At 72.0% G+C, this 25437-nt stretch carries 26 protein-coding genes, 1 tRNA gene and 1 pseudogene; 9 read left to right on the top strand and 19 right to left on the bottom strand.

What is annotated here, in order from left to right:
- Positions 1 to 8: 8 nt before the first annotated feature.
- The 17 genes from G545_RS0105360 to prmB form a co-directional block, all read right to left on the bottom strand.
- Entirely contained in the window at positions 9 to 752 is a 744-nt protein-coding gene (locus G545_RS0105360; protein WP_027069492.1) for an NADH-quinone oxidoreductase subunit C, read from the bottom strand.
- Positions 749 to 1294 (bottom strand): NuoB/complex I 20 kDa subunit family protein, encoded by a 546-nt coding sequence (locus G545_RS13665; RefSeq protein WP_407059628.1) that lies wholly within the window; start codon positions 1292 to 1294, stop codon positions 749 to 751. Before G545_RS13665 ends, G545_RS0105360 begins: the two co-directional genes overlap by 4 nt.
- A gap of 20 nt (positions 1295 to 1314) precedes the next feature.
- On the bottom strand, positions 1315 to 1674 hold the full coding sequence (locus G545_RS0105350) for an NADH-quinone oxidoreductase subunit A (RefSeq protein WP_027069491.1): 360 nt from the start codon (positions 1672 to 1674) through the stop codon (positions 1315 to 1317).
- Between the two features lie 96 nt (positions 1675 to 1770).
- Positions 1771 to 1855 (bottom strand) — tRNA-Leu (locus G545_RS0105345).
- Positions 1856 to 1973: 118 nt separating this feature from the next.
- Complete coding sequence (secG, locus tag G545_RS0105340; protein WP_036137088.1) at positions 1974 to 2387, bottom strand: preprotein translocase subunit SecG; 414 nt, start codon at positions 2385 to 2387, stop codon at positions 1974 to 1976.
- Positions 2388 to 2416: 29 nt separating this feature from the next.
- Positions 2417 to 3169, bottom strand: a complete 753-nt coding sequence (tpiA, locus tag G545_RS0105335; RefSeq protein ID WP_027069489.1) for a triose-phosphate isomerase — start codon at positions 3167 to 3169, stop codon at positions 2417 to 2419.
- Positions 3170 to 3216: 47 nt separating this feature from the next.
- Positions 3217 to 4173: an isopenicillin N synthase family dioxygenase gene (locus G545_RS0105330; protein ID WP_027069488.1), complete on the bottom strand. Its 957-nt coding sequence runs from the start codon at positions 4171 to 4173 to the stop codon at positions 3217 to 3219.
- 18 nt (positions 4174 to 4191) lie between these two features.
- Positions 4192 to 5559 carry a phosphoglucosamine mutase gene (glmM, locus tag G545_RS0105325; protein ID WP_027069487.1) on the bottom strand — a complete coding sequence of 456 codons (1368 nt, stop codon included), beginning with the start codon at positions 5557 to 5559 and terminating at the stop codon, positions 4192 to 4194.
- A 40-nt stretch (positions 5560 to 5599) separates the two neighbouring features.
- Entirely contained in the window at positions 5600 to 6484 is an 885-nt protein-coding gene (gene accD, locus G545_RS0105320) for an acetyl-CoA carboxylase, carboxyltransferase subunit beta (RefSeq protein WP_027069486.1), read from the bottom strand.
- A 73-nt stretch (positions 6485 to 6557) separates the two neighbouring features.
- Positions 6558 to 7370, bottom strand: a complete 813-nt coding sequence (gene trpA / locus G545_RS0105315) for a tryptophan synthase subunit alpha (protein ID WP_027069485.1) — start codon at positions 7368 to 7370, stop codon at positions 6558 to 6560.
- Position 7371: 1 nt separating this feature from the next.
- Positions 7372 to 8583, bottom strand: coding sequence for a tryptophan synthase subunit beta (gene trpB, locus G545_RS0105310; protein WP_027069484.1), 1212 nt, complete (start codon positions 8581 to 8583; stop codon positions 7372 to 7374).
- Positions 8584 to 8635: 52 nt separating this feature from the next.
- Positions 8636 to 9298 (bottom strand): phosphoribosylanthranilate isomerase, encoded by a 663-nt coding sequence (locus G545_RS0105305; RefSeq protein WP_027069483.1) that lies wholly within the window; start codon positions 9296 to 9298, stop codon positions 8636 to 8638.
- Between the two features lie 43 nt (positions 9299 to 9341).
- A complete protein-coding gene (gene truA, locus G545_RS0105300) occupies positions 9342 to 10187 on the bottom strand; it encodes a tRNA pseudouridine(38-40) synthase TruA (protein ID WP_052347269.1) in 846 nt (281 codons plus the stop codon).
- Between the two features lie 6 nt (positions 10188 to 10193).
- Positions 10194 to 12161, bottom strand: coding sequence for a FimV/HubP family polar landmark protein (locus tag G545_RS0105295; protein ID WP_027069481.1), 1968 nt, complete (start codon positions 12159 to 12161; stop codon positions 10194 to 10196).
- A 79-nt stretch (positions 12162 to 12240) separates the two neighbouring features.
- Positions 12241 to 13272 carry an aspartate-semialdehyde dehydrogenase gene (locus G545_RS0105290; protein WP_027069480.1) on the bottom strand — a complete coding sequence of 344 codons (1032 nt, stop codon included), beginning with the start codon at positions 13270 to 13272 and terminating at the stop codon, positions 12241 to 12243.
- Positions 13257 to 14366, bottom strand: a complete 1110-nt coding sequence (gene aroC, locus G545_RS13660; protein WP_052106496.1) for a chorismate synthase — start codon at positions 14364 to 14366, stop codon at positions 13257 to 13259. The genes G545_RS0105290 and aroC overlap by 16 nt, the downstream gene beginning before the upstream one ends.
- A 42-nt stretch (positions 14367 to 14408) precedes the next feature.
- Positions 14409 to 15356 (bottom strand): 50S ribosomal protein L3 N(5)-glutamine methyltransferase, encoded by a 948-nt coding sequence (prmB, locus tag G545_RS0105280; protein WP_027069479.1) that lies wholly within the window; start codon positions 15354 to 15356, stop codon positions 14409 to 14411.
- An 85-nt stretch (positions 15357 to 15441) separates the two neighbouring features.
- On the opposite strand from prmB, the gene G545_RS0105275 reads away from it, so the two are divergent.
- Complete coding sequence (locus G545_RS0105275; protein ID WP_027069478.1) at positions 15442 to 16092, top strand: SCO family protein; 651 nt, start codon at positions 15442 to 15444, stop codon at positions 16090 to 16092.
- 9 nt (positions 16093 to 16101) lie between these two features.
- A complete protein-coding gene (gene asd, locus G545_RS0105270; RefSeq protein WP_027069477.1) occupies positions 16102 to 16959 on the top strand; it encodes an archaetidylserine decarboxylase in 858 nt (285 codons plus the stop codon).
- 57 nt (positions 16960 to 17016) lie between these two features.
- On the opposite strand, the pseudogene G545_RS13655 reads toward asd, so the two are convergent.
- Positions 17017 to 18363, bottom strand: a pseudogene (locus G545_RS13655) (transglycosylase SLT domain-containing protein); the annotation flags it as partial.
- A gap of 122 nt (positions 18364 to 18485) precedes the next feature.
- On the opposite strand from G545_RS13655, the gene G545_RS0105260 reads away from it, so the two are divergent.
- From G545_RS0105260 to greB, 3 genes are read left to right on the top strand one after another with little or no spacing between them, the layout of a single operon-like run.
- A complete protein-coding gene (locus G545_RS0105260; protein ID WP_027069476.1) occupies positions 18486 to 20000 on the top strand; it encodes a helicase HerA-like domain-containing protein in 1515 nt (504 codons plus the stop codon).
- Between the two features lie 45 nt (positions 20001 to 20045).
- The gene (locus G545_RS13650) at positions 20046 to 20564 is read left to right on the top strand and encodes a copper resistance protein NlpE (RefSeq protein ID WP_043711401.1); all 519 of its coding nucleotides are present in this window, start codon (positions 20046 to 20048) and stop codon (positions 20562 to 20564) included.
- A complete protein-coding gene (greB, locus tag G545_RS0105250; RefSeq protein ID WP_027069475.1) occupies positions 20561 to 21067 on the top strand; it encodes a transcription elongation factor GreB in 507 nt (168 codons plus the stop codon). The genes G545_RS13650 and greB overlap by 4 nt, the downstream gene beginning before the upstream one ends.
- Positions 21068 to 21077: 10 nt before the next feature.
- On the opposite strand, the gene rimO is transcribed toward greB, so the two are convergent.
- Positions 21078 to 22472 carry a 30S ribosomal protein S12 methylthiotransferase RimO gene (rimO, locus tag G545_RS0105245; protein WP_027069474.1) on the bottom strand — a complete coding sequence of 465 codons (1395 nt, stop codon included), beginning with the start codon at positions 22470 to 22472 and terminating at the stop codon, positions 21078 to 21080.
- A 151-nt stretch (positions 22473 to 22623) separates the two neighbouring features.
- On the opposite strand from rimO, the gene G545_RS0105240 reads away from it, so the two are divergent.
- From G545_RS0105240 to G545_RS0105225, 4 genes are read left to right on the top strand one after another with little or no spacing between them, the layout of a single operon-like run.
- A complete protein-coding gene (locus G545_RS0105240) occupies positions 22624 to 23049 on the top strand; it encodes an HIT domain-containing protein (protein WP_027069473.1) in 426 nt (141 codons plus the stop codon).
- Positions 23046 to 23738, top strand: coding sequence for a 5-oxoprolinase subunit PxpB (gene pxpB / locus G545_RS0105235; RefSeq protein WP_027069472.1), 693 nt, complete (start codon positions 23046 to 23048; stop codon positions 23736 to 23738). Before G545_RS0105240 ends, pxpB begins: the two co-directional genes overlap by 4 nt.
- Complete coding sequence (locus tag G545_RS13645; protein ID WP_036135825.1) at positions 23735 to 24694, top strand: 5-oxoprolinase subunit C family protein; 960 nt, start codon at positions 23735 to 23737, stop codon at positions 24692 to 24694. Before pxpB ends, G545_RS13645 begins: the two co-directional genes overlap by 4 nt.
- Positions 24691 to 25437 (top strand): LamB/YcsF family protein, encoded by a 747-nt coding sequence (locus G545_RS0105225; protein WP_027069471.1) that lies wholly within the window; start codon positions 24691 to 24693, stop codon positions 25435 to 25437. The genes G545_RS13645 and G545_RS0105225 overlap by 4 nt, the downstream gene beginning before the upstream one ends.

Below are 25437 nucleotides of genomic sequence, written 5' to 3'. Positions count from 1 at the left end.
GGCGGCACTCATTGCTTCACCTCGCCGGCGGCCAGCGTGGGGCGCGCGGCCGATTCACGCTCCGCGGTCTCGTAGCGGGTATCGTCGCGGATCACGCGCGGCACCAGCACGCGCGGCTCGATCGAGACCGGCTCGTAGACCACCCGGCCCTTCTCGGCGTCGTAGCGGACCTCGACGTTGCCGATCAGCGGGAAATCCTTGCGGAACGGATGGCCGATGAAGCCGTAGTCGGTCAGGATGCGGCGCAGGTCCGGATGGCCCTGGAAGACGATGCCGAACAGGTCGAAGGCCTCGCGCTCGAACCAGTTGGCCCCGGCCCAGACCGGCGTCAGCGAATCCAGCAACGGCAGCGCGTCGTCCGGCGCGAATGCGCGCATGCGCAGGCGCTGGTTGTGCTGGTAGCTGATCAGGTGCGCCACCGCGGCGAAGCGGTGCTCGGGCATCACGGTGCCGGGATTGGGGTACTGGCCGGCCTTGAAGCGGCCCGGGCCGTTCCCGCGCACGCCGCGCGAGAAGCCCTCGGAAGAAACACCGACGTCCCACTCGACGCTGCCGTAGCCGAGGTAGTCGACACCGGACACCGCGGTCAGCTGCTCGAAGCCGAACTCGTCGCGCAGCGCGAACGCGACGTCCAGCCACTTGCCGTCCGCCACCTCGAGGGTGACCTCGTTGCTGAAGCTGGAAACGACGACGCCGGCGGTCGGGAAGCGCTCGCGCAGGCGGTCGGCGAGCGACTGGCTGTCCTGGTTCATCCGCGCACACCCTGGCGCTCGGGCCCGAAGTTGGTGCCGCGGCGGATCTTCTTCTGCAGCTGCAGGATGCCGTAGACCAGCGCCTCGGCGGTCGGCGGGCAGCCCGGCACGTAGATGTCGACCGGCACGATCCGGTCGCAGCCACGCACGACCGAGTAGGAATAGTGGTAGTAGCCGCCGCCGTTGGCGCAGCTGCCCATGGAGATGACCCACTTGGGGTCCGGCATCTGGTCGTAGATCTTGCGCAGCGCCGGGGCCATCTTGTTGACCAGGGTGCCGGCCACGATCATCACGTCAGACTGGCGCGGCGTCGGGCGGAAGATCACGCCGTAACGGTCCAGGTCCATGCGCGCGGCACCGGCGTGCATCATCTCGACCGCGCAGCAGGCCAGGCCGAAGCTCACCGGCCACATCGAGCCGGTGCGCGCCCAGTTCCACAGCGCGTCCAGGCTGGTGGTCACGTAGCCCTGCTGCATGACCGGGTTGTCGGCCTCGGGCAGCAGGATGTCGTCCAGGCGCCCTTCGGGGACCGGATTGCTCATCCGGCCCAGGATGGTCTCGGTCATTCCCATTCCAGGGCTCCCTTCTTCCACACGTAGATGAAGCCGATCAGCAGCATGCCGGCGAAGATGCCCATCTCGATCAGGCCCAGCAGGCCGAGGTCGCGGAACACCGTCGCCCACGGCACGATGAAGATGATTTCCAGGTCGAAAATGATGAACTGGATGGCGATCAGGTAGTACCTGATGTCGAACTGCATGCGGGCATCGTCGAAGGCCTCGAAGCCGCACTCGTAGGCCGACAGCTTCGCGTCGCTGCTCGTCGCGCGCGGGCCCGCGAGGTAGCCCACCGCCAGCAGGACGACACCGATGACGGTGCTCACGACGAGGAACAGAAGGATCGGCAGGTATTCGCCCAGCACGTTTGCTCTCTCAGGCTACGCCGCGGGTCGCGGCCTTGGCTCCGGCGTCGGGCCGGCATGCGGCAACGGGTTGCCTCTGTCTGGATGAGTCTGGAGTGGTGCCCAAGGGGGGACTCGAACCCCCACGACCGAAGCCGCTACCACCTCAAGGTAGTGCGTCTACCAATTCCGCCACCTGGGCACGTTTTTCCAGCCTTCCTCCTGGTCGGCCGCGTCATTGCTTCCGCGACCTCCGGTCCTTGCGACCGGTCGCCCGTTCATCCGTGCCGGGCGTCGACTTCCTATTGTACCGCTTCGGATCAGTTTTCCGCAGTACCCGATGGTGCACTTTCAGGCGGTTCCGCGGCCTGCGGCGCCACCGGCACCTCGCCCGCGGGGGCCTGCTGCGGCGCGGCGGGGACCTGGCCGCCATCCGCCGGCGTGGCGGGCGCGACCGGGACCTGCGACATCACGCCCAGGTCGTCCCCGATGTTGGCCGGGGCGTTGCGGGTGGCGTTCCAGGCCATGAACAGGCTGATGGCGAAAAACGTGATCGCCAGCCACTTGGTGCTCTTGCTCAGGAAGCTGGAGGCACCGCGGGAACCGAAGACGGTCGCCGAGGCCCCGCCGCCGAAGCCGCTGCCGGCCTGCGCGCCGGCACCGCGCTGCATGAGGATCAGCGCGATCATGGCGATCGCGAGCAGGACGTAGATGACGTTGAGGAACAACAGCATCGGGGGATTCTCGTGGAATGGGTGCGGGGTCAGCGCGCTGCAGCGGCCGCGATGGCGTTGAAGTCCTGCGCCACCAGCGATGCGCCGCCGACCAGGCCGCCGTCGACGTCGGGCTGGCTGAACAGCTCGGCGGCATTGGAAGCCTTCACGCTGCCGCCATAGAGGATGGGCAGCGAGCCGGCAATTCTAGCATCGTGGCCGGCGATTTCACCACGCAGGAACGCGTGCACCTCCTGGGCCTGCTCCGGGCTGGCGGTCTTGCCGGTGCCGATCGCCCAGACCGGCTCGTAGGCCAGCACCGCGCCGTCCAGGGCGTCCAGGCCCAGCTCCAGCACGGGCCGCAGCTGCTCTTGGAGGCGCCACTCGGTCTTGCCGCCGTTGCGCTCGTCCCAGGTCTCGCCGACGCACAGCACCGGGACCAGGCCGGCGGCGCGGGCGGCCCTGAACTTGGCCGCAACGAGGTCGCTGCTCTCGCCGTGGTACTGGCGGCGCTCGGAGTGGCCGACCAGCACGTAGCGGGCGCCCACGTCGGCGAGCATCGCCGCGGAGACCTCGCCGGTGTAGGCACCGCTGTCGTTCGCGCTCACGTCCTGGGCGCCGAACCCCAGCCCGCGCTCGCCGTAGCGGGACACCAGTTCGCCCAGGATCGGCAGCGGCGGGAAGACCAGCCGCTCCACCCCGGCGGGGGCGGGCGCGCCGGCCACCTCGTCCAGCAGCGTGGTGGCGAAGCGGCGGTCGCCGTGCAGCTTCCAGTTGCCGGCGACGATCCTGCGACGAGACATGGCTACTCCCCGGGGAAAATGCGATTGCCCATTCTAGCCGAGCGCGCCTACTTGAGCTTGATCTCGCGCAGCCGCTCTTCCAGGTAGCCCTGGGCGGTGATCGGCTCCGGGTACCGGCTGGGGTTGTCCTCGGTGACGCACGAGGGCAGCGGGTCGATCACGAAGTCCGGGTTGGGGTGCAGGAAGAACGGCGTCGAGTAGCGCGGCTGGCGTGCCCGCTCCCCCGGCGGGTTGACCACCCGGTGGGTGGTGGACGGGTACACGTGGTTGGTCAGGCGCTGCAGCATGTCGCCGATGTTCACCACGATGGTGTCCTCGTCGGCGGTGAACGGCACCCATTCACCCGAGTGCGACAGCACTTCCAGCCCCTCCGCGCTGGCGCCGACCAGCAGCGTGATGAGGTTGATGTCCTCGTGCGCCCCGGCGCGTTCGTTGGGCACGTCCGGGGTGGTGATCGGCGGGTAGTGGATCGGCCGCAGGATCGAGTTGCCGCAGTCGGTCTTGTCGGCGAACCAGTCCTCCGGCAGGTCGATGTGCAGGGCCAGCGCCCCCAGGACCCGCGAACCGACGGCATCCAGCGCCTGGTACAGCCCGTAGGCCTTCTCGCGGAAGTCAGGGACTTCCGCGGGCCAGACGTTGGGGGGCATCACCGGCGCGTACTTCGAGTCGCGCGGGATCTCGCGGCCCACGTGCCAGAACTCCTTCAGGTCGTAATGCTGCGCCCCCTTGGCGGTTTCCACGCCGAACGGCGTGTAGCCGCGGGCCCCGCCACCGCCCTCGACGTGGTACTTGCGCTTGACCTCCTCGGGCAGCGCGAAGAAGCGCTGGAAGACGTCGTAGCAGTCGGCGATCTGCTCCTGGCTGATGCCGTGGCCGCGGATCCCGGCAAAGCCCCACTCGCGGTAGGCGTTGCCCAGCTCGGCCACGAAGGCCTTGCGGTCGATCTGGCTGGACGGGTCGGTGAAGCGGCGCAGGTCCAGGGTGGGGATGCGGGTCTGGCTCATGTCGTCCTCGTATTCGGGTCAGGCGGCTTCGGCGGCTTCGCGCACCGCGGCGGCCAGCGTTTCGACCGTCTGCTGCATCAGGGCCTCGTCGTCGGCCTCGACGGTCACGCGCACCACCGGCTCGGTGCCGGACGGGCGCAGGAAGGCGCGGCCCCTGCCCTCCACGGCCGCCTGGGCGTGCGCCAGCGCGGCGGCGACCGACGGGGCCTCGGCCGGGCGGGCGCCATTGGAGTAGCGCACGTTGATCGTGCGCTGGGGCAGCTTGGCCAGGCCCTCGCAGGCCTGCTCCAGCGAGATGCCGCGGCGCTGCAGGACTTCCAGCACCTGCAGGGCGCTGACGATCCCGTCGCCGGTCCCGGAGCGGTCCAGGCACAACAGGTGGCCGGAGGTTTCCCCGCCCAGCACGCCGTCGTGCGCCACCAGCTGCTGGTGCACGTGGCGGTCACCCACCTTGGCGCGGACGAAACCGATCCCCGCGCGCGCCAGGGCCTGCTCCAGCCCGTAGTTGGTCATGATCGTCCCGACCACCGGCCCGCGCAGGCGACCGGTGGCGCGCCAGTCGTTGGCCAGCACGTACATCAGGTCGTCGCCGTCGCGGACCCGGCCGGCGGCGTCGACGAACAGGACCCGGTCGCCGTCGCCGTCGAAGGCGATGCCCAGGTCGGCGCCGGTCCCGACCACGCGCTCGGCGAGCTGTTGCGGGTGGGTGGAGCCCACCCCGTCATTGATGTTCAGCCCATCGGGGTCGACCCCGATCGCGTCGACCTGGGCGCCCAGCTCGCGCAACACCATCGGGCCCAGGCGGTAGGTGGCGCCGTGGGCGCAGTCGACCACCACCTTCATGCCTTCCAGGTCGAAGCCGCGCGGCACCGAGTTCTTGCAGGCCTCCACGTAGCGGCCGATCGCGTCGCGGGTGCGCTCGGCCTTGCCCAGCTCGGCCGAGTCCACGGTCCGGAACGGCTGCTCCAGCGCGGCCTCGATGTCGAGCTCGGTCGCGTCGTCGAGCTTCTCGCCGTCGGCGGAGAAGAACTTGATGCCGTTGTCGTAGTGCGGGTTGTGCGAGGCCGAGATCACGATCCCGCCGTCGGCGCGCATCGAGCGGGTCAGGTGCGCAACCGCCGGGGTCGGCATCGGGCCCATCAGCTGCACGTCCACGCCCGCCGCCACCAGGCCCGCCTCCAGCGCGGCCTCGAACATGTAGTTGGAGATGCGGGTGTCCTTGCCGATGATCACCACCGGCTTGCGCCAGCGGCGCCGGCTGCCCCGGCCCTCGCGGACCAGCGCGTGGCCGTACGCATTGCCCAGGCGCAGGACGAAGTCGGCCGAAATCGGCCCCTCGCCGACGTGGCCGCGGATGCCGTCGGTGCCGAAGTACTTGCGGGTCATGGTGTGTCCGTGTGCGTCGGCCGGTCGCCCGGCCGGGGGGTCAGGCCGCCTCGGCGGGACGCGGCTGCTTCATCATCATCGCCATCAGGGTGGCGATGCGGTCGCGCAGCTCGCGGCGGTCGCAGATCTGGTCGATGGCGCCGTGCTCGAGCAGGAACTCGCTGCGCTGGAAGCCCTCCGGGAGCGTCTCGCGCACGGTCTGTTCGATCACGCGGGGCCCGGCGAAGCCGATCAGCGCCTCCGGCTCGGCGATGTTGATGTCGCCCAGCATCGCCAGCGAGGCCGACACGCCGCCGGTGGTCGGGTGGGTCAGGACGGCGATGTAGGGCAGCCCGGCCTCGCGCATGCGGCCCAGGGCGGCGGAGGTCTTGGCCATCTGCATCAGCGAGAACAGGCTCTCCTGCATGCGCGCACCGCCGGTGGCGGTGAAGCACACCAGCGGGCAGCGGGCTTCCAGCGCCGCCTCGGCGGCCAGGGCGAAGCGCTCACCGACCACCGAGCCCATCGAGCCGCCCATGTAGGCGAAATCGAAGGCGCAGGCCACGATCGGGTTCCCCTTCAGCGCGCCGGACATCGCGATCAGCGCGTCGCGCTCGCCGGTGGCCTTCTGCGCCGCCTTGATCCGGTCGGAGTAGCGCTTCTGGTCGCGGAAGCGCAGCACGTCGGTCGGGCCAAGGCGCGCACCGAGCTCCTCGCGCGGGTGGTCGGCGTCGAGGAACGCATCCAGCCGCGCGCGGGCACGGATGGGATGATGGTGGTCGCAGCGCGGGCAGACCTCCAGGTTCTCCTCCAGCTCGGGCCGATAGAGCACCGCGCCGCAGCCGCCGCACTTCTCCCACAGGCCCTCGGGGACGTTGCGCCGCTTGGCGTTGGTGGCCGCGTCGGTACGGATGCCGGCGGGCATGAGCTTCTTGAGCCAGGACATGTCTGTGTTCCCGTGATGTTGCGCGGCCGCGGGGCCGCCTTGCGGAGGCGAAGTCTAGCGCAGCGCCCGGCGCTCAGCCGGGACCCGCCCCGTCCAGGCCGTCCCGCAGCGGCCGCAGGAAGCCCGCGGCCAGGCGCGCGGCCTCGTCCGCTCCTTCTGCCGCGGCCATCACCGAGACCAGGGCGCTGCCGACCACCACCCCGTCGGCCTCGGCGGACATCCGAACCGCGCTTTCCGCATCGCGGATCCCGAAGCCGACCACCACCGGCACCGGGCTGCCCTGGCGCAGCTCGCGCAGGCGGGTGCCGGCCTGGCCGCTGTCGAGCCGGTCCGCTCCGGTCACCCCGGCGTAGCTGACGTAGTACAGGTAGCCGCTGGCCTGCGCCCGCAGCCGGGCCATGCGCGCGGGGGTGCTGGTCGGCGCCGCCAGGAGGATCAGGTCCAGCCCGGCGGCGGCAAAGGCGTCGCGGTAGTCGGCAGCCTCCTCGGGCGGCAGGTCCACCAGCAGGGTGCCGTCCACGCCGGCGTCCACCAGCGCGGCCGCATAACGCCCGGCGCCCCGCACCTCCACCGGGTTCAGGTAGCCCATGAAGACCACCGGGGTATCCGGGTCGTCGCGGCGGAACTCGCGCACCATCCCGAGCACCCGCTCCAGGCCCGCACCGCGCGCCAGGGCGCGCTCGGAGCTGGCCTGGATGACGGGGCCGTCCGCCATCGGGTCGGAGAACGGCACCCCCAGCTCGATCACGTCGGCGCCGGCGGCGACCAGCGCGTGCATCACCGGCACCGTCGCCTCGAGCGAGGGGTCCCCGGCGGTGATGAACGGGACCAGCGCCTTGCGTCCGGCGGCGCGCAGCTTCGCGAAACGCTTTTCGATCCGGCCCATGTCAGACCTCGATCCCTTCGCGGGCGGCGATGGTGTGCACGTCCTTGTCGCCGCGCCCCGAGAGATTGCACAGCACCAGCGCGTCGGCCGGCAGCTCCCGGGCCAGCTTGATCGCCTGGGCAACGGCATGGCTCGACTCCAGTGCCGGCAGGATCCCTTCGGTGCGGATCAGCCGGTGGAAGGCCTCCAGCGCCTCGTCGTCGGTGACGCCCACGTAGTCCGCGCGCCCGGTTTCCTTCAGGAAGGCGTGCTCCGGCCCGACGCCCGGATAGTCCAGGCCGGCGGAGACCGAGTGGGTCTCGGTGATCTGGCCGTCGTCATCGCAAAGTACGTAGGTGCGGTTGCCGTGCAGCACGCCCGCCCGCCCCGCCGACAGCGACGCGGCGTGGCGCCCGCTGCCGACGCCCTCGCCCGCCGCCTCCGCGCCCACCAGGCGCACGCCGGGGTCGTTGAGGAACGCATGGAAGATGCCGATCGCGTTGCTCCCCCCGCCCACGCAGGCGGTTACGGCATCCGGCAGGCGCCCGTATTCGGCGAGCATCTGTGCCCGCGCCTCGCGGCCGACCACCGCGTTGAAGTCGCGCACCATCCGCGGATACGGATCCGGGCCCGCCACCGTGCCGATGATGTAGAAGGTGTCGGCGATGTTGGTGACCCAGTCGCGCATTGCCTCGTTGAGCGCGTCCTTCAGCGTCGCCGAGCCGCTGGTCACCGGGACCACCTTCGCCCCGAGCAGTTGCATGCGGTAGACGTTGATCTTCTGCCGCTCGATGTCGGTGGCGCCCATGTAGACCACGCACTCCAGGCCCAGCCGCGCGGCCACGGTGGCGCTGGCCACGCCGTGCTGGCCGGCGCCGGTCTCGGCGATGATGCGCGGCTTGCCCATGCGCGCGGCCAGCAGCGCCTGGCCGATGGTGTTGTTGATCTTGTGCGCGCCGGTGTGGTTCAGGTCCTCGCGCTTGAGCAGGATCCGCGCCCCGCCCACCTCCGCGCTCAGGCGGCGGGCGTGATAGATGGGGCTGGGGCGACCGACGTAGTGGGCCAGGTCCTGCTCGAAGGCGCGCAGGAACCCGGGATCGTTGCGGGCCTGGTCGTAGGCGTCGGCCAGCTCCTGCAGCGGACCGGACAGGGTCTCGGCGACGAAGCGGCCGCCAAAACGGCCGAAGTGGCCCGATGCATCGGGCTGGGCGTGGTAATCGATGGAGTGCGGCATTGCGGGCGGGCTGCGGCGGCGGGACGCCGCCGGGCCGGCCATTGTCGCAGGCTCAGTCGGGAACGTGGCAGTCCACGCGCCGCACTTCCTCGACGAAGCGCCGCATCAGCTCGCCATCCTTGACCCCCGGCTCGCTTTCGATGCCGGTGGACACGTCCACCCCCCAGGGCAGCGTGGCCAGGATCGCATCGAAGACATTGTCCGGCGTCAGCCCGCCAGCCAACAGGTAGGGCTTCTGAACGCCGGTGGGGATGCGGGCCCAGTCGAAGGTCTTCCCGGTCCCGCCCTCGCCGCCCGCGACGTGGCTGTCGAAGAGGAACCCGGCGGCGCCCGGGTAGCGCTCCTGCAAGGCGGCCGGGTGCTGGCGCACGATGTCGTCGCCCATGCCGATCGCCTTCAGGTACGGCACGCCGAACCCCCGGCAGAACGCGTCCTCCTCGTCGCCGTGGAACTGCAGCAGGCTCGGGCGGACCTTGCGCACCACATCGCGCACCTCGTCGATGGTGTTGTCGCGGAACAGCGCCACCGCGTCGACCATCGGCGCCAGCGCCTGGCGCATGGCGCGCGCCTCCTCGGCCGCGACCCGGCGCTTGCTGCCGTGCGCGAACACGAAGCCGATCGCATCCGCCCCGAGCTCACAGGCCAGGCGCACGTCGCCGGCGCGGGTGAACCCGCAGAACTTGATTCGGGTGCGGAACAGGATCTTCTGGTTCATCGGAACCGTTGCGGCGTCGCGTGGCGTAAGGGGCGGCGGGGCCTCAGAGCGTGACTTCCGCCGGGAGACCCCACTGTGAAGGGTAACGCGCTCCGAGGAAAACCAGGCCGGACGCGGGTGCGGTCGGACCGGCCAGGTTGCGGTCGCGCCCGGCGAGGACCTCGCCGATCCAGCCGGCGGGCCGCTCGCCCGCGCCCACCTCGAGCAGGCTGCCCACGATGTTGCGGACCATGTGGTGCAGGAACGCGTTGGCCTGGACCTCCACGTCCACCACGTCGCCGCGCCTGGTGACCGCCACCTCCTGCAGTTCGCGGCGGGCGTGGGGGGCCTGGCAATGGACGGTGCGGAAGGCGGAGAAGTCGTGCTCGCCAACCAGCGCCTGGGCCGCCTCGTGCATGGCGGCGGCATCCAGCGGGCGCCGCTCCCAGGCCAGGTACTGGCGGTGCAGCGCCGGCCGCACCGGTCGGTTGAGGATGCTGTAGCGGTAGCGCCGGGCACGTGCGCTGAACCGGGCGTGGAAATCGTCGGCGACCGGCACGCACCAGCGCACCGCGATCGCGCGCGGGAGCCGCGTGGTCACCCCCAGCACCCAGCCGCGCGGGTCCCGCCCCGCCGGGCCGTCGAAGTGGACGACCTGGCAGGCGGCATGCACCCCGGCGTCGGTGCGGCCGGCGCAGGTCACCTGCACCGGGCAGCCGGCGACGAACGAGACCGCCTCCTCGACCGCGGCCTGCAGGGTCGGCTCGTCCGGGCGGCGGTCCGGCTCCCCGGGACGGCTCAGGCGCTGCCAGCCGGAGAACCCGCCGCCGTCATACTCGACGCCCAGCGCCCAGCGCCGCGTGGGCGCGGCCCGCGGGTCCGGGTCCTGCGTTTCCCCGCCTTCCGACACCTGGCTTCAGTCCAGTTCGCGCAACATGCGCGTGGCTTCCTGGCGGGCCGCCAGGTCGCCGTTGACCACCAGCTCGGTGAGCAGCTGGCGCGCGCTCTCGGAGTCGCCCAGCTGAACGAACGCGCGCGCGAGCTCCAGGCGCTCGTTGCCCGGAACGGCGCCCTCGTCGGGGGCGTGCCTGGAGGCGGGGGAATCGGGAGCCCCGGTGGTCGGAACCGGCGGCTCTTGCTCCGGCTCCGGCTCCGGCTCCGGGTGCAGCTCCGGCTTCGCCTCGAGCGCCACGGGACCCCCGGGCTCCTGCGTCTCCTCCGTCGCGTCTTCCTGCACCTCGTCCGGTGCCGCGGCAATGGCGGGCTCCGGCGGCAACGGCGACGCCGGGGCCCCCGCCGGCTCGGCCTCCGCCGGCGCGGCCCAGGGCACTGCTGCCCCCGCAACCGCGCCCGACCCGCTGGACACGCCGGCCGGAGCGGACGCGGGCGGCGGGAACGCGGCCGCCATCGAGCCCGGCGCCGGTGGGGAGGCAGGCTCCGTCCGTGGCGGGGGCGCCCGGAAGCGCGGCGCCTGGTCGGCGCGGCGCTGCAACAGCCAGGCGCCGAGCAGGACGAGGGCCAGCAGCACGCCGCCGCCGATCCACCAGCCGGCCACTCCGGCATCCGCAGGCGCCCCGCCCTGTTCGCGGGCCTGGGCGAGTTCGGCCTGCACCGAGGCCAGCTCGTTGTCCTTCATTTCGATCAGCTGCTGCTGGTCGGCCTGGATCTCCTCCAGTTCGGCCAGTCGGCTCTTGATCTCTTCCAGTTCCGCCTCGCGGGCGGCCAGGGCCTCGTTGGCCTGCTGCAGTTGCTGTCGCATGGTGTCGCCTTCGCCCCCATCGGAGATCCCGGAGCGGTCGCCCGCCGCGGTCGCGTCGCTGGCGCCCGGCGGGACGATCTCCAGCCTTGCGTCGGTAGCCGGCGCCGCCGGGTCCTGTTCCGCGCTGCTGCCGGCGGCTGGATCCGCTTCGGCCACCGCGTTTGCGGCCTCGTCCGCCGCCCCTGTTTCGGGCTGGGCCACCGCCTGCGTCGCCTGGCGCCAGGCACGGGTCTGGTCGCGCACCTGGGCCAGCGCCTGGGCGGCGTCGACCGCGGCAACGTCCGCCTCCCCCGGCACCCGCAGCAATGCGCCCGAGCGCACCATGTGCACGTTGCCGTCGATGAAGGCGCCGGGGTTCGACCGCAGCAGGGCCACCATCGCCTGCTCCAGGCTGGCCTGGAAGCCGAGGTCCCGGGCGATTTCCGAAAGCGTGTCGCCGGCCTGGACCCGCAGCTCGCCGGGCCGGCCCTGCGCGGGCATCGAGGGCGACGGTGAAGCCACCGCAGCCGGGGCCGGCGGCGGCGCCGCCATCGGCGGATCCTCCGCAGTGGCATCTCCGGCGGCGGGATCGGCCGCAGCGGTCGCCGCGGCGTCCTGCTCGCCGGCGGCCCTCGCCTCTTCGCCGCTTTCCGGCCGCGCCGGCACCGGTTCGGCAGGCGGACGGATGATGGTGTTGGAAGGGGCCGCGACGGGCGCTTCCACCGGCGGCGCCAGCGGCGCCGAAACGGTACGCGGGGCGTCGACGAGCGCGGAGTACTCACGCACCAGCCGTCCCTGCCCCCAGTCGACCTCGACCAGGAAGTTCAGCACCGGCTCTTCGATCGGCTGGCTGCTGGTGACCCGGACCACCGGCCGCCCGTCGTCGCCGAGCGCCAGGTTGAACCGCAGGTCCGCCACGACCCCGCGCGGCGGCTCCAGGCCGATGCGGGCGAAGGTCTCGGGCGAGGCCAGGCCCACGTGCAGGCGCTCGAGCTCGCCCGGCACGCTGGAGACGATCGGGATTTCGGCCAGCAGCGGCTCGCCCAGCCCGGACTTCACGCGCATCTGGCCGAGCCCGAGCGCGATGGCGGCCTGGCTGGCCAGCAGCACGAGCGCTGCGAGCGCGATACGGAACGCGTTCTTCATAGTCAACGGCGGACCTCCCCTGGCGGCGACTCTAGCCGCGCCGGGACCGTGCGGCAATGCAGGGCCGGCGCGGCAGCGCTCAAGCGCGCGTCCCGTCGCGCCCGGCCAGGACCAGCTCGGCCAGCTGCACCGCGTTGAGCGCGGCCCCCTTGCGGATGTTGTCGGCGACCACCCACAGCGACAGCCCGCGCGGGTGCGACAGGTCCTCGCGGATGCGGCCGACGTACACCGGGTCGTGGCCGGATGCATGGGTCACCGCGGTCGGGTAGCCACCACCGCGCGGCTCGTCGACCACCTCCACCCCCGGCGCGTCCTGCAGCAACTCCCGCGCCTGGCGGGCGGTGAGCTTTTCGCGGGTTTCGATGTGCAGCGCCTCGGAATGGCCGTAGAACACGGGCACCCGGACCACGGTGGCGTTCACCCCGATGGAGTCGTCGCCGAGGATCCGGCGGGTCTCGTGGACCAGCTTCATCTCCTCGGTGGTGTAGCCGTTGTCGCAGAAGTCGCCCCCGTGCGGGATCACGTTGAACGCGATCTGCACCGGGTAGACCTCGCACTTGGCCTCGCGGAAGTTCAGCATGCCCGCGGTCTGCCGGCCGAGTTCCTCCAGGGCGCCGCGCCCGGTGCCCGACACCGACTGGTAGGTCGCCACGTTGATGCGCTCGATGCCCGCGGCGCGATGGATCGGCGCGAGCGCGACCAGCATCTGCATGGTCGAGCAGTTGGGGTTGGCGATGATGCCGCGCGGCCGGTCGGCGATCGCCCCCGGGTTCACCTCGGCGACCACCAGCGGAACCTGCGGGTCGTCGCGGAAGGCCGAGGAGTTGTCGATCACCGTGGCCCCCGCGGCGGCGAAGCGCGGCGCGTGCTCGCGCGCCACGTCCGAGCCGGCGGAGAACAGCGCGACGTCGATGCCTTCCGGATCGAAGGTGGCCAGGTCCTCGACCAGCAGCTTGCGGCCGGCGAACTCGACCCGCTCGCCCGCCGAGCGCTCGCTGGCCAGCAGCCGCAGCTGGGCCACGGGGAAGCCACGCTCATGGAGGATGGCCAACAGGGCCTCGCCGACGACGCCGGTGGCGCCGACGACGGCTACGTTCACGGGGTTGTGCATTGGGTACTCGCGTTGAAGAGGGAAGGCACGGCGACGTCGCCGCACTGCGCCCGGTGGCGCAATGCCTGGTCCATCAGCACCAGGGCGACCATGGCCTCGCAGATGGGGGTGGCACGGATGCCGACGCAAGGGTCGTGGCGGCCGGTGGTGACCACCTCGACCGGGTTGCCCTCCACGTCCAGGCTGCCGACGGGAAGGCGCAGGCTGGAGGTGGGCTTGAAGGCGACCGAACAGCGCAGCGGCTGCCCGCTGCTGATCCCGCCCAGCACGCCCCCGGAATGGTTGGACTCGAAGCCGCCGGGGCCGATCGGGTCGCGGTGCGCGGTGCCGCGCTGGGCGACGGATGCGAATCCATCGCCGACCTCGACGCCCTTCACCGCGTTGATGCCCATCAGGGCGCCGGCGAGCTCCGCGTCGAGCTTGCCGTACACCGGCTCCCCCCAGCCCGCCGGAACGCCTTCGGCCACGACCTCCACGCGCGCGCCGACCGAGTCACCGGACTTGCGCAGCGCGTCCATGTACGCCTCCAGCTCCGGCACCTGCGGGGCGTGCGGCCAGAAGAACGGGTTGCCCTCGATCGCGCCGGCATCGAAGCCGGCCGGCACCAGCTCGCCCAGCTGCGACAACCAGCCCTGGACGCGCACGCCATGGCGCTGGGCCAGCCACTTCTTCGCGATCACCCCGGCGGCCACGCGCATGGTGGTCTCGCGGGCGGAAGAGCGGCCACCGCCGCGCGGGTCGCGCACGCCGTACTTCTGCCAGTAGGTGTAGTCGGCGTGGCCCGGGCGGAAGCGGTCGGCGATCCTGTCGTAGTCGCGGCTGCGTGCATCGGTATTGCGGACCAGCAGCGCGATGGGGGTCCCTGTGGTGACGCCTTCGTAGACCCCGGACAGGATCTCGACCTCGTCGGCCTCCCGCCGCGCCGAGGTGTGGCGGGTGCGGCCGGTGGCGCGGCGCTCCAGGTCATGCCGGAAGTCCTCCGGCCCAAGCGCGAGCCCCGGGGGGCAGCCGTCGACCACGCAGCCGATGGCCGGCCCGTGGCTTTCGCCGAAGGTGGTGACCGACAGCAGTTTTCCGAAGGTATTGCTGGCCACGGGGACTCCGGTTGCGGGCAGCGGCGATGCAGCCGGCGGCGGTCAGCCGCGGGCGTCCGCGAGCGCCCTGATCCTCTCATGGTGGGCGACCAGGTCGTCGCGCCCGACGGCGAACACGCCCATCTGCCCGACGCGGAATTCCACCCAGGCCAGCGGGACCTCCGGCAGCAGGGCCGCCAGCGCGTGCTCCGCCTCGCCCACCTCGCACACCAGCAGGCCGTCCTCCGACAGGTGCTGCGGGGCGTCGCGCATGATCTTCAGCGCCAAGTCCAGGCCGTCGTGCCCGGCGCGCAGGCCCAGTTCGGGCTCGTGGCCGTATTCGGCCGGCAGCGCGTCGGTCTCCTCGTCGGTGACGTAGGGCGGGTTGGTCACGATCAGGTCGTAGACCTCCCCTGCCAGGTCCTCGAACAGGTCCGACCGGCGCAGCTCGACGTTGTCGGCCTGCAGCCGCTCGCGGTTCTCCGCGGCCAGCGACAGCGCCTCCTCGTTGATGTCGGCGCCGGTGACCTCCCAGTCCGGGTTGTAGTGGGCCATCGCGATCGCGATGCAGCCCGAGCCGGTGCACAGGTCCAGGGCACGGCGCACCTCGCGCCCCCCCAGCCAGGGCTCGAACCCGGCCTCGATCAGCTCGGCGATCGGCGAGCGCGGCACCAGCGCGCGCGGGTCCGACTTGAAGCTCAACCCGGCGAACCAGGCCTCGCCGACCAGGTAGGCGGCCGGCACCCGCTCGTTGATGCGGCGCTCGAACAGCGCCATTACCCTCGCCTTTTCCTCGCCGGTCACCTTGCCCGCGCCGTAGGCCGGTGGCAGGTCGTGCGGCAGCGACAGCGCGTGCAGGACCAGCTGGGTCGCCTCGTCGATGCTGTTGTCGTAGCTGTGGCCGAAGGTCAGGCCCGCCTCGCCGAAGCGGCTGGCCCCGAAACGGATCAGGTCGATGATGGAGACCGGCTCGAAACCGGCATTGGAGAAATCGACGCGCTCTGCGCTCATGTGCGGGGGCCCTGCGGAAGACCGCCGATTATAGCGGGCGCCCCCGGCTATCATGGCCGGCGCAGTCGCTCACGAGGCCTTCCGGATGTTCAACCGCACCGCCCTTGCCGTCGTCATCATCGCCGTGGCGGCCGGGCTCGGCCTGGTCGCCGCGCAACGCTTCTTCCAGCAGGCGGAGGTTCCGTCACGGTGGCCGCAGACCAGCGCGGTGCGCCTGTTCGAGCCGGCGCGGGAGATCCCGCCGTTCAGCCTGCGCCAGTCCGACGGCACCGACCTGCTGCCGGGCGAACTGCACGGGCACTGGACACTGGTGTTCATCGGCTTCACCCACTGCCCCGATGTGTGCCCGATGACGCTGGCCCAGCTGTCGCAGGCGCAGAAGGAATGGGAGGCACTGCCGGAGGCCACGCGGCCGCGCGTGCTGTTCGTCTCCGTCGACCCGGAGCGCGACACCCCGGACCGCATCGGTGAATACGCCCACCATTTCCACCCCGACACGCTGGCCGCCACCGCCGACATCCCGGCGCTGGAGGACTTCACGCGTTCGCTGAGCCTGGTGTTCGCCAAGGTGCCGCTGTCCGCTGATGCCCCGGCCGACCAGTACACCGTCGACCACAGCGCCTCGATCGCCGTGCTGGATCCGCAGGGCCGCATGACCGGCGTGGTGCAGCCTCCGCTGGACATCCCGGCGATCGCCGCCGACATGCGGGCCCTCACCGAAGCCAGCGCCCCCTGACCTGCCCCCATGAGCCTGAGCACCCGCCTGACCCACGTCCTCCCGCACCGCCTGCTGTCCTCGCTGGCGCGGCGGCTCGCGTACTCGGAGAACCCGCGTACCAGCCGCTGGCTGATCGACACCGTGACCCGCCGCTTCGGCGTCGACCTGTCGGAGGCCGAGCAGAGCGACCCGCGCGCCTACCCGAGCTTCAATGCCTTCTTCACCCGCGCCCTGCGCGAGGGCGTCCGGATGCCCGACCCGGACGCACGGGCACTGCTGATGCCGGCCGACGGGCGCATCAGCCAGGCCGGCACCATCGGCAGCGACGGGGAGGCGGGCCGGATCTTCCAGGCCAAGGGCCAGTCTTTCACCGCCGCCGAGCTGCTGGCCGACGAGGAGTACGCGCGGCGCTTCCACGGCGGCCTGTTCGCGACCGTCTACCTGTCCCCGCGCGACTACCACCGGGTGCACATGCCCTGGACCGGCACCCTGCTGGAGACCGTGCACGTGCCGGGCCGGCTGTTCAGCGTCGGCCCCGCCGCGGTCGCCCACGTGCCCAGGCTGTTCGCGCGCAACGAGCGCCTGGTCTGTCACTTCGAGACCAGCTTCGGGCCCATGGCGGTGGTGCTGGTGGGCGCGATGCTGGTCTCCGGGGTGGAAACAGTCTGGAGCGGCGTCGAGATCCCGCAGTACGGCAAGTCCGTGCGCCTGGTCGACTACCGCCGCCGCGGGGTCACCCTGGAGCGTTTCGCCGAGATGGCGCGCTTCAACTACGGCTCCACCGTGATCGTGCTGCTGCCGCCGGGCGTGGCGGAGCTGGCGCCGGGACTGGAAGCCGAAGCCGCGGTGCGCCTGGGCCAGCGGCTGGCGACGATACGCAGCTGAGGTCCAGCGCGAACGCAGGCGCGGCCGGTCCGTGGCGGCGCCCGGCGCCTACTCGGTGGCAGGCGCCAGCTCCGGCGCGACCGCCGGAACCCGGTCGCCGACGATGGCCGCGGCGGGGTTGCTGTTGACCAGCGTGCGCGCCAGTTCCGCCCGCCTGCCCTCCAGGCAGTGGCGCCGGTACAGGGTATTGATGCGGCTGGTCGCCATCAGCGTGGTGCCCGCCGGGATCACGTCGTCGGCGCGGTAGCGCGGGTTGAGGTTGCGCAGCGCGCGCATGTAGCCCTCCCGCACGCCCGGGTTGCCCAGGCAGATGGTCAGCTGGTAGATCGACGCGGGCTGCTCGAGCACGAGCGCCGCGGGCCTGACGTTCACCTTCGGCAGTTCCAGGCCGTACTCCTTCGGGTGCAGGAACAGCCAGGCCGCCGCGATCACCATCGGCACGTAGTCGCGCGACTCGGCCGGGAACTGGTGGTAGACGTCCTCGTGCCAGAAGCTCTTGCCCGGGTTCTCGCGGTGGATGCGGCGCGCCCGCCCCTCGCCTCCGTTGTAGGCGGCCAGCGCGAGCTCGATGCTGCGGTTGAGCTCGCCCATGCGCTCGTTGAGGTAGGCCACGCTGGCTCCCGACGCGGCGTAGGGGTCGTAGCGGGTATCGAAGCCGGTGCTGTCCTCGCCCAGGCCGAAGCGCGCTCCGGTGGCGTACATGAACTGCAACGGCCCGGCCGCTCCGGCGCGGGAAACCGAGTGCACCCGGCCGCCGGACTCCTTGGCCAGGATCCCGAACAGCAGCGCCTCCGGCAGCCCGGCGCGCTCGTAGTGCGGCCACATGCGGTGGCGCAGGTACTGGTAGTTCTCGTAGGCGGTGACGAAGTTGCCGCGCATGTCGGTGAGCCAGCGCCGGATGCCTTCCTGCACCGCGGGGTTGAACTCGACCATGCGGTCGAAGTCATGGCGGTTGTCGTCGCCGATCAGGGCGGCAGCGCGCGCCGCTTCGGGTACGTCGCGATGGAGCGCCGGTATGTGGTGGTCGAGCTCCTCCTCGGCAAGCACCTCGTCGCCGGCGGCCTCCTGGTCGACCTGCAGCTTGAGCAGGCGCTTGTAACTGGTGGCCAGCGACGGCACCGAGCAGCCGCGCCGGGCCTCGCAGGCGGTGAGGATGTCCTCCATGTCCTCCAGCGCGGCATCGGCCTCCGCGCTGCCACGCGGGTCGGCATTGGCGACGTGGACCAGCGCCTGCCGGTAGCGCTCCTCGGCCGCCTCCATGCGCTCCGCCAGCTGCTGCGCGGCCTCGCGGTCGCGCCGGGACTGCGCCTCCGCCTCCGGGGCCGGGAACACGAGTGCGAGTGCAAGCGCGAGGGCGGGCACCAGCCGGGCGGCCGGCGGTCGGAAGGACTTGGGAGGAGGCATCTGCAGCGGCACCAGGACAGGCAGCCGGCAGGGTAAGCCGCCTCGTCGCGAACGGGCAACGGGTGGCAGCGCTCGCGCCGGAAGCTGCCTAGAATCGCCCCGTCCCCCACGCGGAACCCGGCATGCCCAACCCGCCCGATCCGATCCTCCTCGGCAAGTCCGTCACCACCCCCGGAAGCGGCCAGGTGTTCCTGCAGCCACGGCTGGGCAACCGCCATGGGCTGGTCGCCGGCGCGACGGGCACGGGCAAGACGGTCACCCTCATGACGCTGGCGGAGGGCTTTTCGCGTATCGGGGTGCCCGTGTTCCTGGCCGACGTGAAGGGCGACGTTTCCGGGCTTGCCGCCGCCGGCAGCACCAGCGATACGCTGCAGGCGCGAATCGACCGGATCGGCGTCGACGGCTATCGCAACGAACCCAACCCGGTGGTGTTCTGGGATCTGTTCGGCGCCGCCGGCCACCCGGTACGGACGACCATCAGCGAGATCGGTCCGGCCCTGCTGGCCCGGATGCTCGAGCTCAACGACACCCAGTCGGGCGTGCTCGACATCACCTTCCGACTGGCGGACGAACGCGGCCTGCTGCTGCTCGACCTGGCGGACCTGCGGGCGCTGCTGAACCTGGTCGCCGAAGAGCGAAAGGCCGTCTCAACCCGGTACGGGCTGGTCAGCACCGCCTCCATCGGCGCCATCCAGCGCGCATTGCTGCGGCTGGAGTCGGACGGCGGCGACCGGTTTTTCGGCGAGCCGGCGCTGGAGCTGGCCGACCTGATGCGCACCAGCCTGGACGGGCGCGGGATCATCAACATCCTCGCCGCCGACCGGCTGGTGCTGAAGCCGCGGCTGTACTCGACCTTCCTGCTGTGGCTGCTGTCCGAGCTGTTCGAGGAACTGCCCGAGGCCGGCGACCTCGACAAGCCGAAGCTGGTGTTCGTGTTCGACGAGGCGCACCTGCTGTTCGACGGCGCCCCGCCTGCGCTGCGGCAGCGGATCGAACAGGTGGTGCGGATCATCCGCTCCAAGGGCGTGGGCGTGTACTTTTGCTCGCAGTATCCCGACGATGTCCCCGACGAGATCCTCGGCCAGCTCGGCAACCGCATCCAGCACGCGCTGCGCGCCTTCACCCCGCGCGACCAGAAGGCGCTGCGCGCGGCGGCCGAGACCTTTGTACCCAACCCGGACCTGGACACCGTCGCCGCGCTCGGGACCCTGGGCACCGGCGAGGCGCTGGTTTCCACCCTGCAGGACAAGGCCGTGCCGATGCCCGTCGAACATACCCTCATCGCACCGCCGCGATGCCGCATGGGCACGATCAGCGACGAGGAACGCAGCGTCGTGCGTGCACGCAGTCCGATCGGCGCCAAGTACGACCGGGCCGTCGACCGCGAGTCCGCCGAGGAAATCCTGGCCCGTCGCGCCGAACAGGTCGCCGAGCAGGTCCAGGCGCCACCCGCGAAGGAGGCGACCAACGGGGGCGGCATCGGCCAGGCCATGCGCGACGCAGTGTTCGGCAACGGACGCCGCCAGGGCGTGGTCGAGGCGATGGCCAAGCAGACCGCGCGCACGGTGGGCAGCCAGATCGGCCGGCAGATCGTCCGCGGCCTCATGGGCGGCCTGTTCCGCGGCGGGCGCCGCTGATCCCGGGCGCCGCTGATCCTTTGAACCCACATGCAAGGAGCCTTCATGCAATCCCGACTGATTCCCCCGATCCTCGCGGTCGCACTGGCCCTGGGCGCCTGCAGTTCCGCCGACCAGGAAGCAGCCCGCCCCGCCGCCACGGGTGCCGATGCCGTCGATCCCGACGCGCAGTTCGATGCCAGGGATCCCGAACTGCTGCCACCCGACGCGCCGCTTTCCCCGGACGGTGGCGCCAGCTTCGACATGAGGGGCTTCGCCGGCACCTTCACCGGCACCCTGCCCTGCGCCAGCTGCCCCGGCATTGACACCACGCTGGTGCTGGGCGCCGACGGTACCTACGAACTCACCGAGGCGTACCAGGACGAGCCCGGTCCTGCGATCGCGACCGAGGGAAGCTGGAGCGTCGAGGAGGACGACACCCGTATCCGTCTCGACCCCGCCAGCAAGGCCGCCGAGGACCGCCTGCTGGAGATCGAATCCCGCGATCGCGTGGTGTTCCTCACCCCGGCCGGGGAGCGGGCGGAGAGCGGCCTCGACTACGGTCTGGAGCGACGGGCGCAGTGAGCCGCTGGCGCCCCCCCGGCGAGCGCAGCACGGCGCTGATAACCCGCGCCGGCCACGACCGGCTGAAGGCGGAACTGGACGACCTCTGGCGGGTGCAGCGGCCCGAGGTGGTCAGGGCGTTGGCCGCCGCCGCGGCCGAGGGCGATCGCTCCGAGAACGCCGAGTACACCTACCGCAAGAAACAGCTCGGCGGGATCGACCGCCGGGTGCGCTACCTGGGCAAGCGCATCCCGTCGCTGAAGGTGGTCGAGGCGGCGCCCGCCGATCCCGAAGCGGTGTTCTTCGGCGCGTGGGTGGAGTTGGAGGACGTGGAAAGCGGCGACACCGCGCGGTACCGCATCGTCGGCCCCGACGAGACCGACGCGAAGCAGGGCTGGATCAGCATCGACTCGCCGCTCGCCCGCGCGATGCTGAAGAAGCGCATCGACGACGAGTTCACCGCGGAGCTCCCCGGCGGCCCGCGTGCCTACGCCATCGTCGCCGTCGAGTATCCCGACGCGTAGGCGCCCGCGCTCAGACCAGGACCGCGGGCAATTCGCCGGGGCGCAGCGGGCGCTCTGCCTCTTCGTCGAAGGCCACTTCGCCGAACAGGTCGTGCTCGTCGCTGCCCATGATCTCCACGTCGACGAAGTCGCCGGGCTTGAGGCCGGCGAACCAGCCGTTCTGGATCTGCACCGTGCCGTCGATCTCCGGCGCGTCGGCCATCGACCGGGCGATCGCCAGCTCGCCGTCGATCGCATCGACGATGCAGCGCTGCACGGTGCCGACCTTCGCCTCCAGGCGGGCGGCGGAGATCCCGGCCTGGCGCTCCATGAAGCGCGCCAGCCGCTCGGCCTTGACCTCCTCGGGCACCGGGTCCGGCAGCTCGTTGGCGCGCGCGCCTTCCACCGGGGAATAGGCAAAGGCACCGACGCGGTCCAGCTGCGCCTCGTCCAGGAAGTCCAGCAGTTCCTCGAACTCGGCCTCGGTCTCGCCGGGGAAGCCGACGATGAAGGTCGAGCGCACGGTCAGCTCCGGGCACATGGAACGCCAGTTCCGGATCCGCTCGAGCGTCCGGTCCACGGCACCCGGGCGCTTCATCAGCTTCAGCACCCTAGGCACCGCGTGCTGGAACGGGATGTCCAGGTACGGCAGCACCTTGCCTTCGGCCATCAGCGGGATGACCTCGTCGACGTGCGGGTACGGGTAGACGTAGTGCAGGCGCGACCACACGCCCAGCTCGCCCAGGCCCTCGCAGAGCGCCTTCATCCGGGTCTGGTAGGCCTTGCCGCGCCACTCGCGCGGCTCGTAGCGCAGGTCGGCGCCGTAGGCCGAGGTGTCCTGGGAGACCACCAGCAGTTCGCGCACCCCGCCGCGCACCAGCCGCTCGGCCTCGCGCAGCACCTCGTCGACCGGGCGGCTGGCGAGCTTGCCGCGCATCGAGGGGATGATGCAGAAGCTGCAGCCGTGGTTGCAGCCTTCGGAGATCTTCAGGTAGGCGTAGTGCTTCGGCGTCAGCTTCAGGCCGTAGTCCGGCAGCAGGTCCACGAACGGGTCGTGGCGCGGCGGCACTGCGGCATGGACCGCCTCCATCACGCTCGCATAGTCCTGCGGGCCGCTGATCGACAGCACGCCCGGGTGCGCTTCGCGGATCACCTCGGCGCGCTTGCCCAGGCAGCCGGTGACGATCACCTTGCCGTTCTCCGCCATGGCCTCGCCGATGGCGTCGAGCGACTCGGCCACGGCGGAATCGATGAAGCCGCAGGTGTTGACCACCACCGCGTCGGCGTCCTCGTAGGTCTGCACCAGCTCGTAGCCCTCCACCCGAAGCTGGGTGAGGATGCGCTCGGAATCGACCAGCGCCTTGGGGCAGCCGAGGCTGACGAAGCCCACGCGGGGGGCGGGACTGGGGATGGACGGCTGCTTCATCGGGAAACCTGGGCGTTGGGCCATGCGCGGCCGTGCGCGGGCGGCCACGAGGGGCGGCACCGGCGGGGCCGGAGGAAAGGCGGCCGATTATACGGCCGGCGCTAGAATCGAAGCCCAACGGCAGCGGAGCGCTTCCGCACGGAGAACCCGCATGACCCCCGACGCCCCCGGCGGCTGGCAACTCGACCCGGTCCTGGCCAACGACACCCACCCGCTCGCCCAGCTCGGCCTGTGCGAGGCCCGGCTGATGGACGATGCCAACCACCCCTGGCTGATCCTGGTGCCCCGCATCGCCGGGGCGGTCGAGTGGATCGACCTGGACACGGCCCAACAGGCGGCGCTGTCGGCGGACATCACCCGCGCCAGCCGGGCACTGCGGGCGGAGTTCAAGCCGGACAAGCTGAACGTCGCGGCGCTGGGCAACCAGGTACCGCAGCTGCACGTGCACGTCATCGCCCGGTTCCGCGACGACATCGCCTGGCCGCGCCCGGTCTGGGGCAGCGCCACCGCCCTGCCCTACACGCCAGAACAGCTGGTGGAGCGGGTCGGCCGGCTGCAGGCCGCCCTGGACGGGTGACCGCGGTCGCGCCACGGATCGAGCCCCTCGCTGACGACGCCTGGCTGGTCACGCTGGGCGCCGGGGCCGACCCGGCCACCAACCGCCGCGTGCACGGGCTGGCTGCGCGCATCGGGGCTGCAGCCCCGGAGTGGCTGGTCGACCTGGTCCCGGCCCATTCCTCGCTTGCAGTGTTCTTCGACCCGGCGCACGGCTCCGCGGGCGGGGTCCGTGCGTGGCTGCTGGCGGTGGCGGCCGAGCCGCACGCGTTACCCACGGGCGAGGTGCGCGTGGTGGAGGTACCGGTGGCCTACGGCGGGGACTTCGGGCCGGACCTGGAACCCGCAGCCGCCCGCCTGGGGCTGGATCCGGACGAACTGGCCGCCGCGCACGCCGGCGCCGAGTACACGGTCGCCATGGTCGGGTTCGCGCCGGGGTTCCCCTACCTGTCGGGGCTGGACCCCTGCCTGGCGCTGGAACGCCATTCCACCCCCAGGACGCGGGTGCCCGCCGGAAGCGTAGGCATCGGCGGTGCGCAGACCGGCATCTACCCGCGCGAGGGCCCGGGTGGATGGCAGCTGCTGGGCCGCACGCCGCTGCGCCTGTTCGACCCCGGTGCGGACCCTCCGGCGCTGCTGCAGCCGGGGGACACCGTCCGCTTCCGCCGCATTGACGCCACGGAGTTCGCCCGCCTGGAGGCGCGGCAATGAGCATCGAGGTGCTCGCGCCGGGTCCGCTGACGACGGTGCAGGACCTGGGGCGCCGCGGCCACCGGCACGTCGGGGTGCCGCTCGCGGGCGCGCTGGACCCCGGCGCCGCAATGGTCGCGAACTGGCTGGTCGGCAACGACGGCGGCGCGGCCCTGCTCGAGTTCACCCTGGCCGGCCCTGCGCTCCGGTTCGACCGACCAGCGCGAATGGCGCTCACCGGCGCGACGGCGGAAGCCTGGTTCACCGCCTCGGATGGCACCCGCGACCGGGTTCCCCATGGGCGGCCGGTCACCCTGCCAGCCGGGGACCTGCAGGTATCCGGCATCCGGTCGGGCGCCCGGGGGTTGCTTGCGGTCGGCGGCGGTGTCGACGTGCCCGTCGTGCTTGGAAGCCGCGCCACTGACCTGCGGGGCGGTTTCGGCGGCATGCACGGGCGCGCCCTGCGCCGCGGTGATCGGCTGGCCTTGCTCGACCCGCCCCCGCTGGATGTCGCCGCCACGACCGCACCTGGCTGGTGGGTGGATCCCCACGCCCGGGAACCCCACGCAGCACCGATCCGCTTCGTGCCCGCGCCCGGCACCGACCGGGCACTGCTGCGTGGGTTCTCCTCGGGCTACTGGCACGTGGCCACCGACAGCAACCGCCAGGGAGTGCGCCTCCAGGGCCATGCGCTGGGCTCGCCCGCCGCTGCCGGGGCGTCGGCGCCCGTCGCACCGGGCACGATCCAGCTACCACCCGACGGCCAGCCCATCGTCCTGCTGGCCGACGCGCAGACCATGGGCGGGTACCAGCGGCTGGGCCACGTCGCCAGCACCGACCTGCACCGGCTGGCCCAGGCGGCACCGGGCACCACGCTGCGCTTCCGCCCCTGCACCGCCTCCCACGCACGGCGGCTGGCGGCGGCCGCGAGTGCCCGGCTCGCGCGCCTGCGCCTGGCACTGGAGACACGGCCATGACCCGCACGATCGACTTCAATTGCGACCTGGGCGAGGGCTGCGGCAACGACGCCGGGATCATTCCCCTGGTCAGCTCCGCCAACATCGCCTGCGGCGGTCACGCCGGGGACGAGGCCACGATGCGCGCCACGCTGCGCCTGTGCCGGGAGCATGGCGTTGCCGCCGGCGCCCATCCCGGCCACGAGGACCGGGCGGGCTTCGGACGACGCGCCGTGGACCTGCGGGCCGACGCGATCGCCGCGCTGGTGACCCGGCAACTGGAGCGCCTGGCGCGCCTGGCGGACTCCGAGGGCGTGCGGCTGGTGCACGTGAAGCCGCACGGCGCGCTCTACAACCAGGCCGCCGATGCGCCGGTGGTCGCCACCGTCATCGCCGACGCCGTCGCGGCGTTCGACCGCCGGCTGGTGCTGGTGGGCTTGTCCGGGTCGGCGCTTCCCTCCGCCGGCGAGGCCGCTGGCCTCCGTGTCGCGCACGAGGTGTTCGCCGAACGCGGATATGGCGCGGATGGCCGGCTCCTGCCACGAGGCACGCCCGGTGCGGTGCTCGAATCCGTGGACGCAGCGGTCGCGCAGGCCGTCGCGCTGGCCGGGGGAACCGGCGTGGCGTGCCCCGACGGGACGCGTCTGTTCCCCCGGGCCGACACGCTGTGCCTGCACGGCGACCGGCCCGACGCGGCCGGCCTCGCCCGCGCGATCCGGCGCGCGCTCAGCGGCTCGGGGATCCAGGTACAGCCGCTGGGATAG

Source organism: Lysobacter defluvii IMMIB APB-9 = DSM 18482, assembly GCF_000423325.1.
GTDB lineage: Bacteria > Pseudomonadota > Gammaproteobacteria > Xanthomonadales > Xanthomonadaceae > Novilysobacter > Novilysobacter defluvii.
The sequence above is the reverse complement of the archived record's forward strand: the minus strand, read 5'-3'. Positions and strand labels throughout refer to the sequence as shown.

What these genes read in the sequence shown, in the direction of transcription:
- G545_RS0105305 (WP_027069483.1), bottom strand. Translation starts at nt 9,298, where the DNA reads ATGAACCAGAAGATCCTGTTCCGCACCCGAATCAAGTTCTGCGGGTTC.
- secG (WP_036137088.1), bottom strand. Translation starts at nt 2,387, where the DNA reads ATGCTGTTGTTCCTCAACGTCATCTACGTCCTGCTCGCGATCGCCATG.
- G545_RS13665 (WP_407059628.1), bottom strand. Translation starts at nt 1,294, where the DNA reads ATGAGCAATCCGGTCCCCGAAGGGCGCCTGGACGACATCCTGCTGCCC.
- G545_RS0105330 (WP_027069488.1), bottom strand. Translation starts at nt 4,173, where the DNA reads ATGAGCCAGACCCGCATCCCCACCCTGGACCTGCGCCGCTTCACCGAC.
- G545_RS0105240 (WP_027069473.1), top strand. Translation starts at nt 22,624, where the DNA reads ATGACCCCCGACGCCCCCGGCGGCTGGCAACTCGACCCGGTCCTGGCC.
- prmB (WP_027069479.1), bottom strand. Translation starts at nt 15,356, where the DNA reads ATGAGCGCAGAGCGCGTCGATTTCTCCAATGCCGGTTTCGAGCCGGTC.
- G545_RS0105290 (WP_027069480.1), bottom strand. Translation starts at nt 13,272, where the DNA reads ATGCACAACCCCGTGAACGTAGCCGTCGTCGGCGCCACCGGCGTCGTC.
- accD (WP_027069486.1), bottom strand. Translation starts at nt 6,484, where the DNA reads ATGTCCTGGCTCAAGAAGCTCATGCCCGCCGGCATCCGTACCGACGCG.
- G545_RS13650 (WP_043711401.1), top strand. Translation starts at nt 20,046, where the DNA reads ATGCAATCCCGACTGATTCCCCCGATCCTCGCGGTCGCACTGGCCCTG.
- G545_RS0105225 (WP_027069471.1), top strand. Translation starts at nt 24,691, where the DNA reads ATGACCCGCACGATCGACTTCAATTGCGACCTGGGCGAGGGCTGCGGC.
- trpB (WP_027069484.1), bottom strand. Translation starts at nt 8,583, where the DNA reads ATGCCGCACTCCATCGATTACCACGCCCAGCCCGATGCATCGGGCCAC.
- trpA (WP_027069485.1), bottom strand. Translation starts at nt 7,370, where the DNA reads ATGGGCCGGATCGAAAAGCGTTTCGCGAAGCTGCGCGCCGCCGGACGC.
- G545_RS0105295 (WP_027069481.1), bottom strand. Translation starts at nt 12,161, where the DNA reads ATGAAGAACGCGTTCCGTATCGCGCTCGCAGCGCTCGTGCTGCTGGCC.
- glmM (WP_027069487.1), bottom strand. Translation starts at nt 5,559, where the DNA reads ATGACCCGCAAGTACTTCGGCACCGACGGCATCCGCGGCCACGTCGGC.
- tpiA (WP_027069489.1), bottom strand. Translation starts at nt 3,169, where the DNA reads ATGTCTCGTCGCAGGATCGTCGCCGGCAACTGGAAGCTGCACGGCGAC.
- G545_RS0105360 (WP_027069492.1), bottom strand. Translation starts at nt 752, where the DNA reads ATGAACCAGGACAGCCAGTCGCTCGCCGACCGCCTGCGCGAGCGCTTC.
- asd (WP_027069477.1), top strand. Translation starts at nt 16,102, where the DNA reads ATGAGCCTGAGCACCCGCCTGACCCACGTCCTCCCGCACCGCCTGCTG.
- rimO (WP_027069474.1), bottom strand. Translation starts at nt 22,472, where the DNA reads ATGAAGCAGCCGTCCATCCCCAGTCCCGCCCCCCGCGTGGGCTTCGTC.
- G545_RS0105260 (WP_027069476.1), top strand. Translation starts at nt 18,486, where the DNA reads ATGCCCAACCCGCCCGATCCGATCCTCCTCGGCAAGTCCGTCACCACC.
- G545_RS13645 (WP_036135825.1), top strand. Translation starts at nt 23,735, where the DNA reads ATGAGCATCGAGGTGCTCGCGCCGGGTCCGCTGACGACGGTGCAGGAC.
- G545_RS0105275 (WP_027069478.1), top strand. Translation starts at nt 15,442, where the DNA reads ATGTTCAACCGCACCGCCCTTGCCGTCGTCATCATCGCCGTGGCGGCC.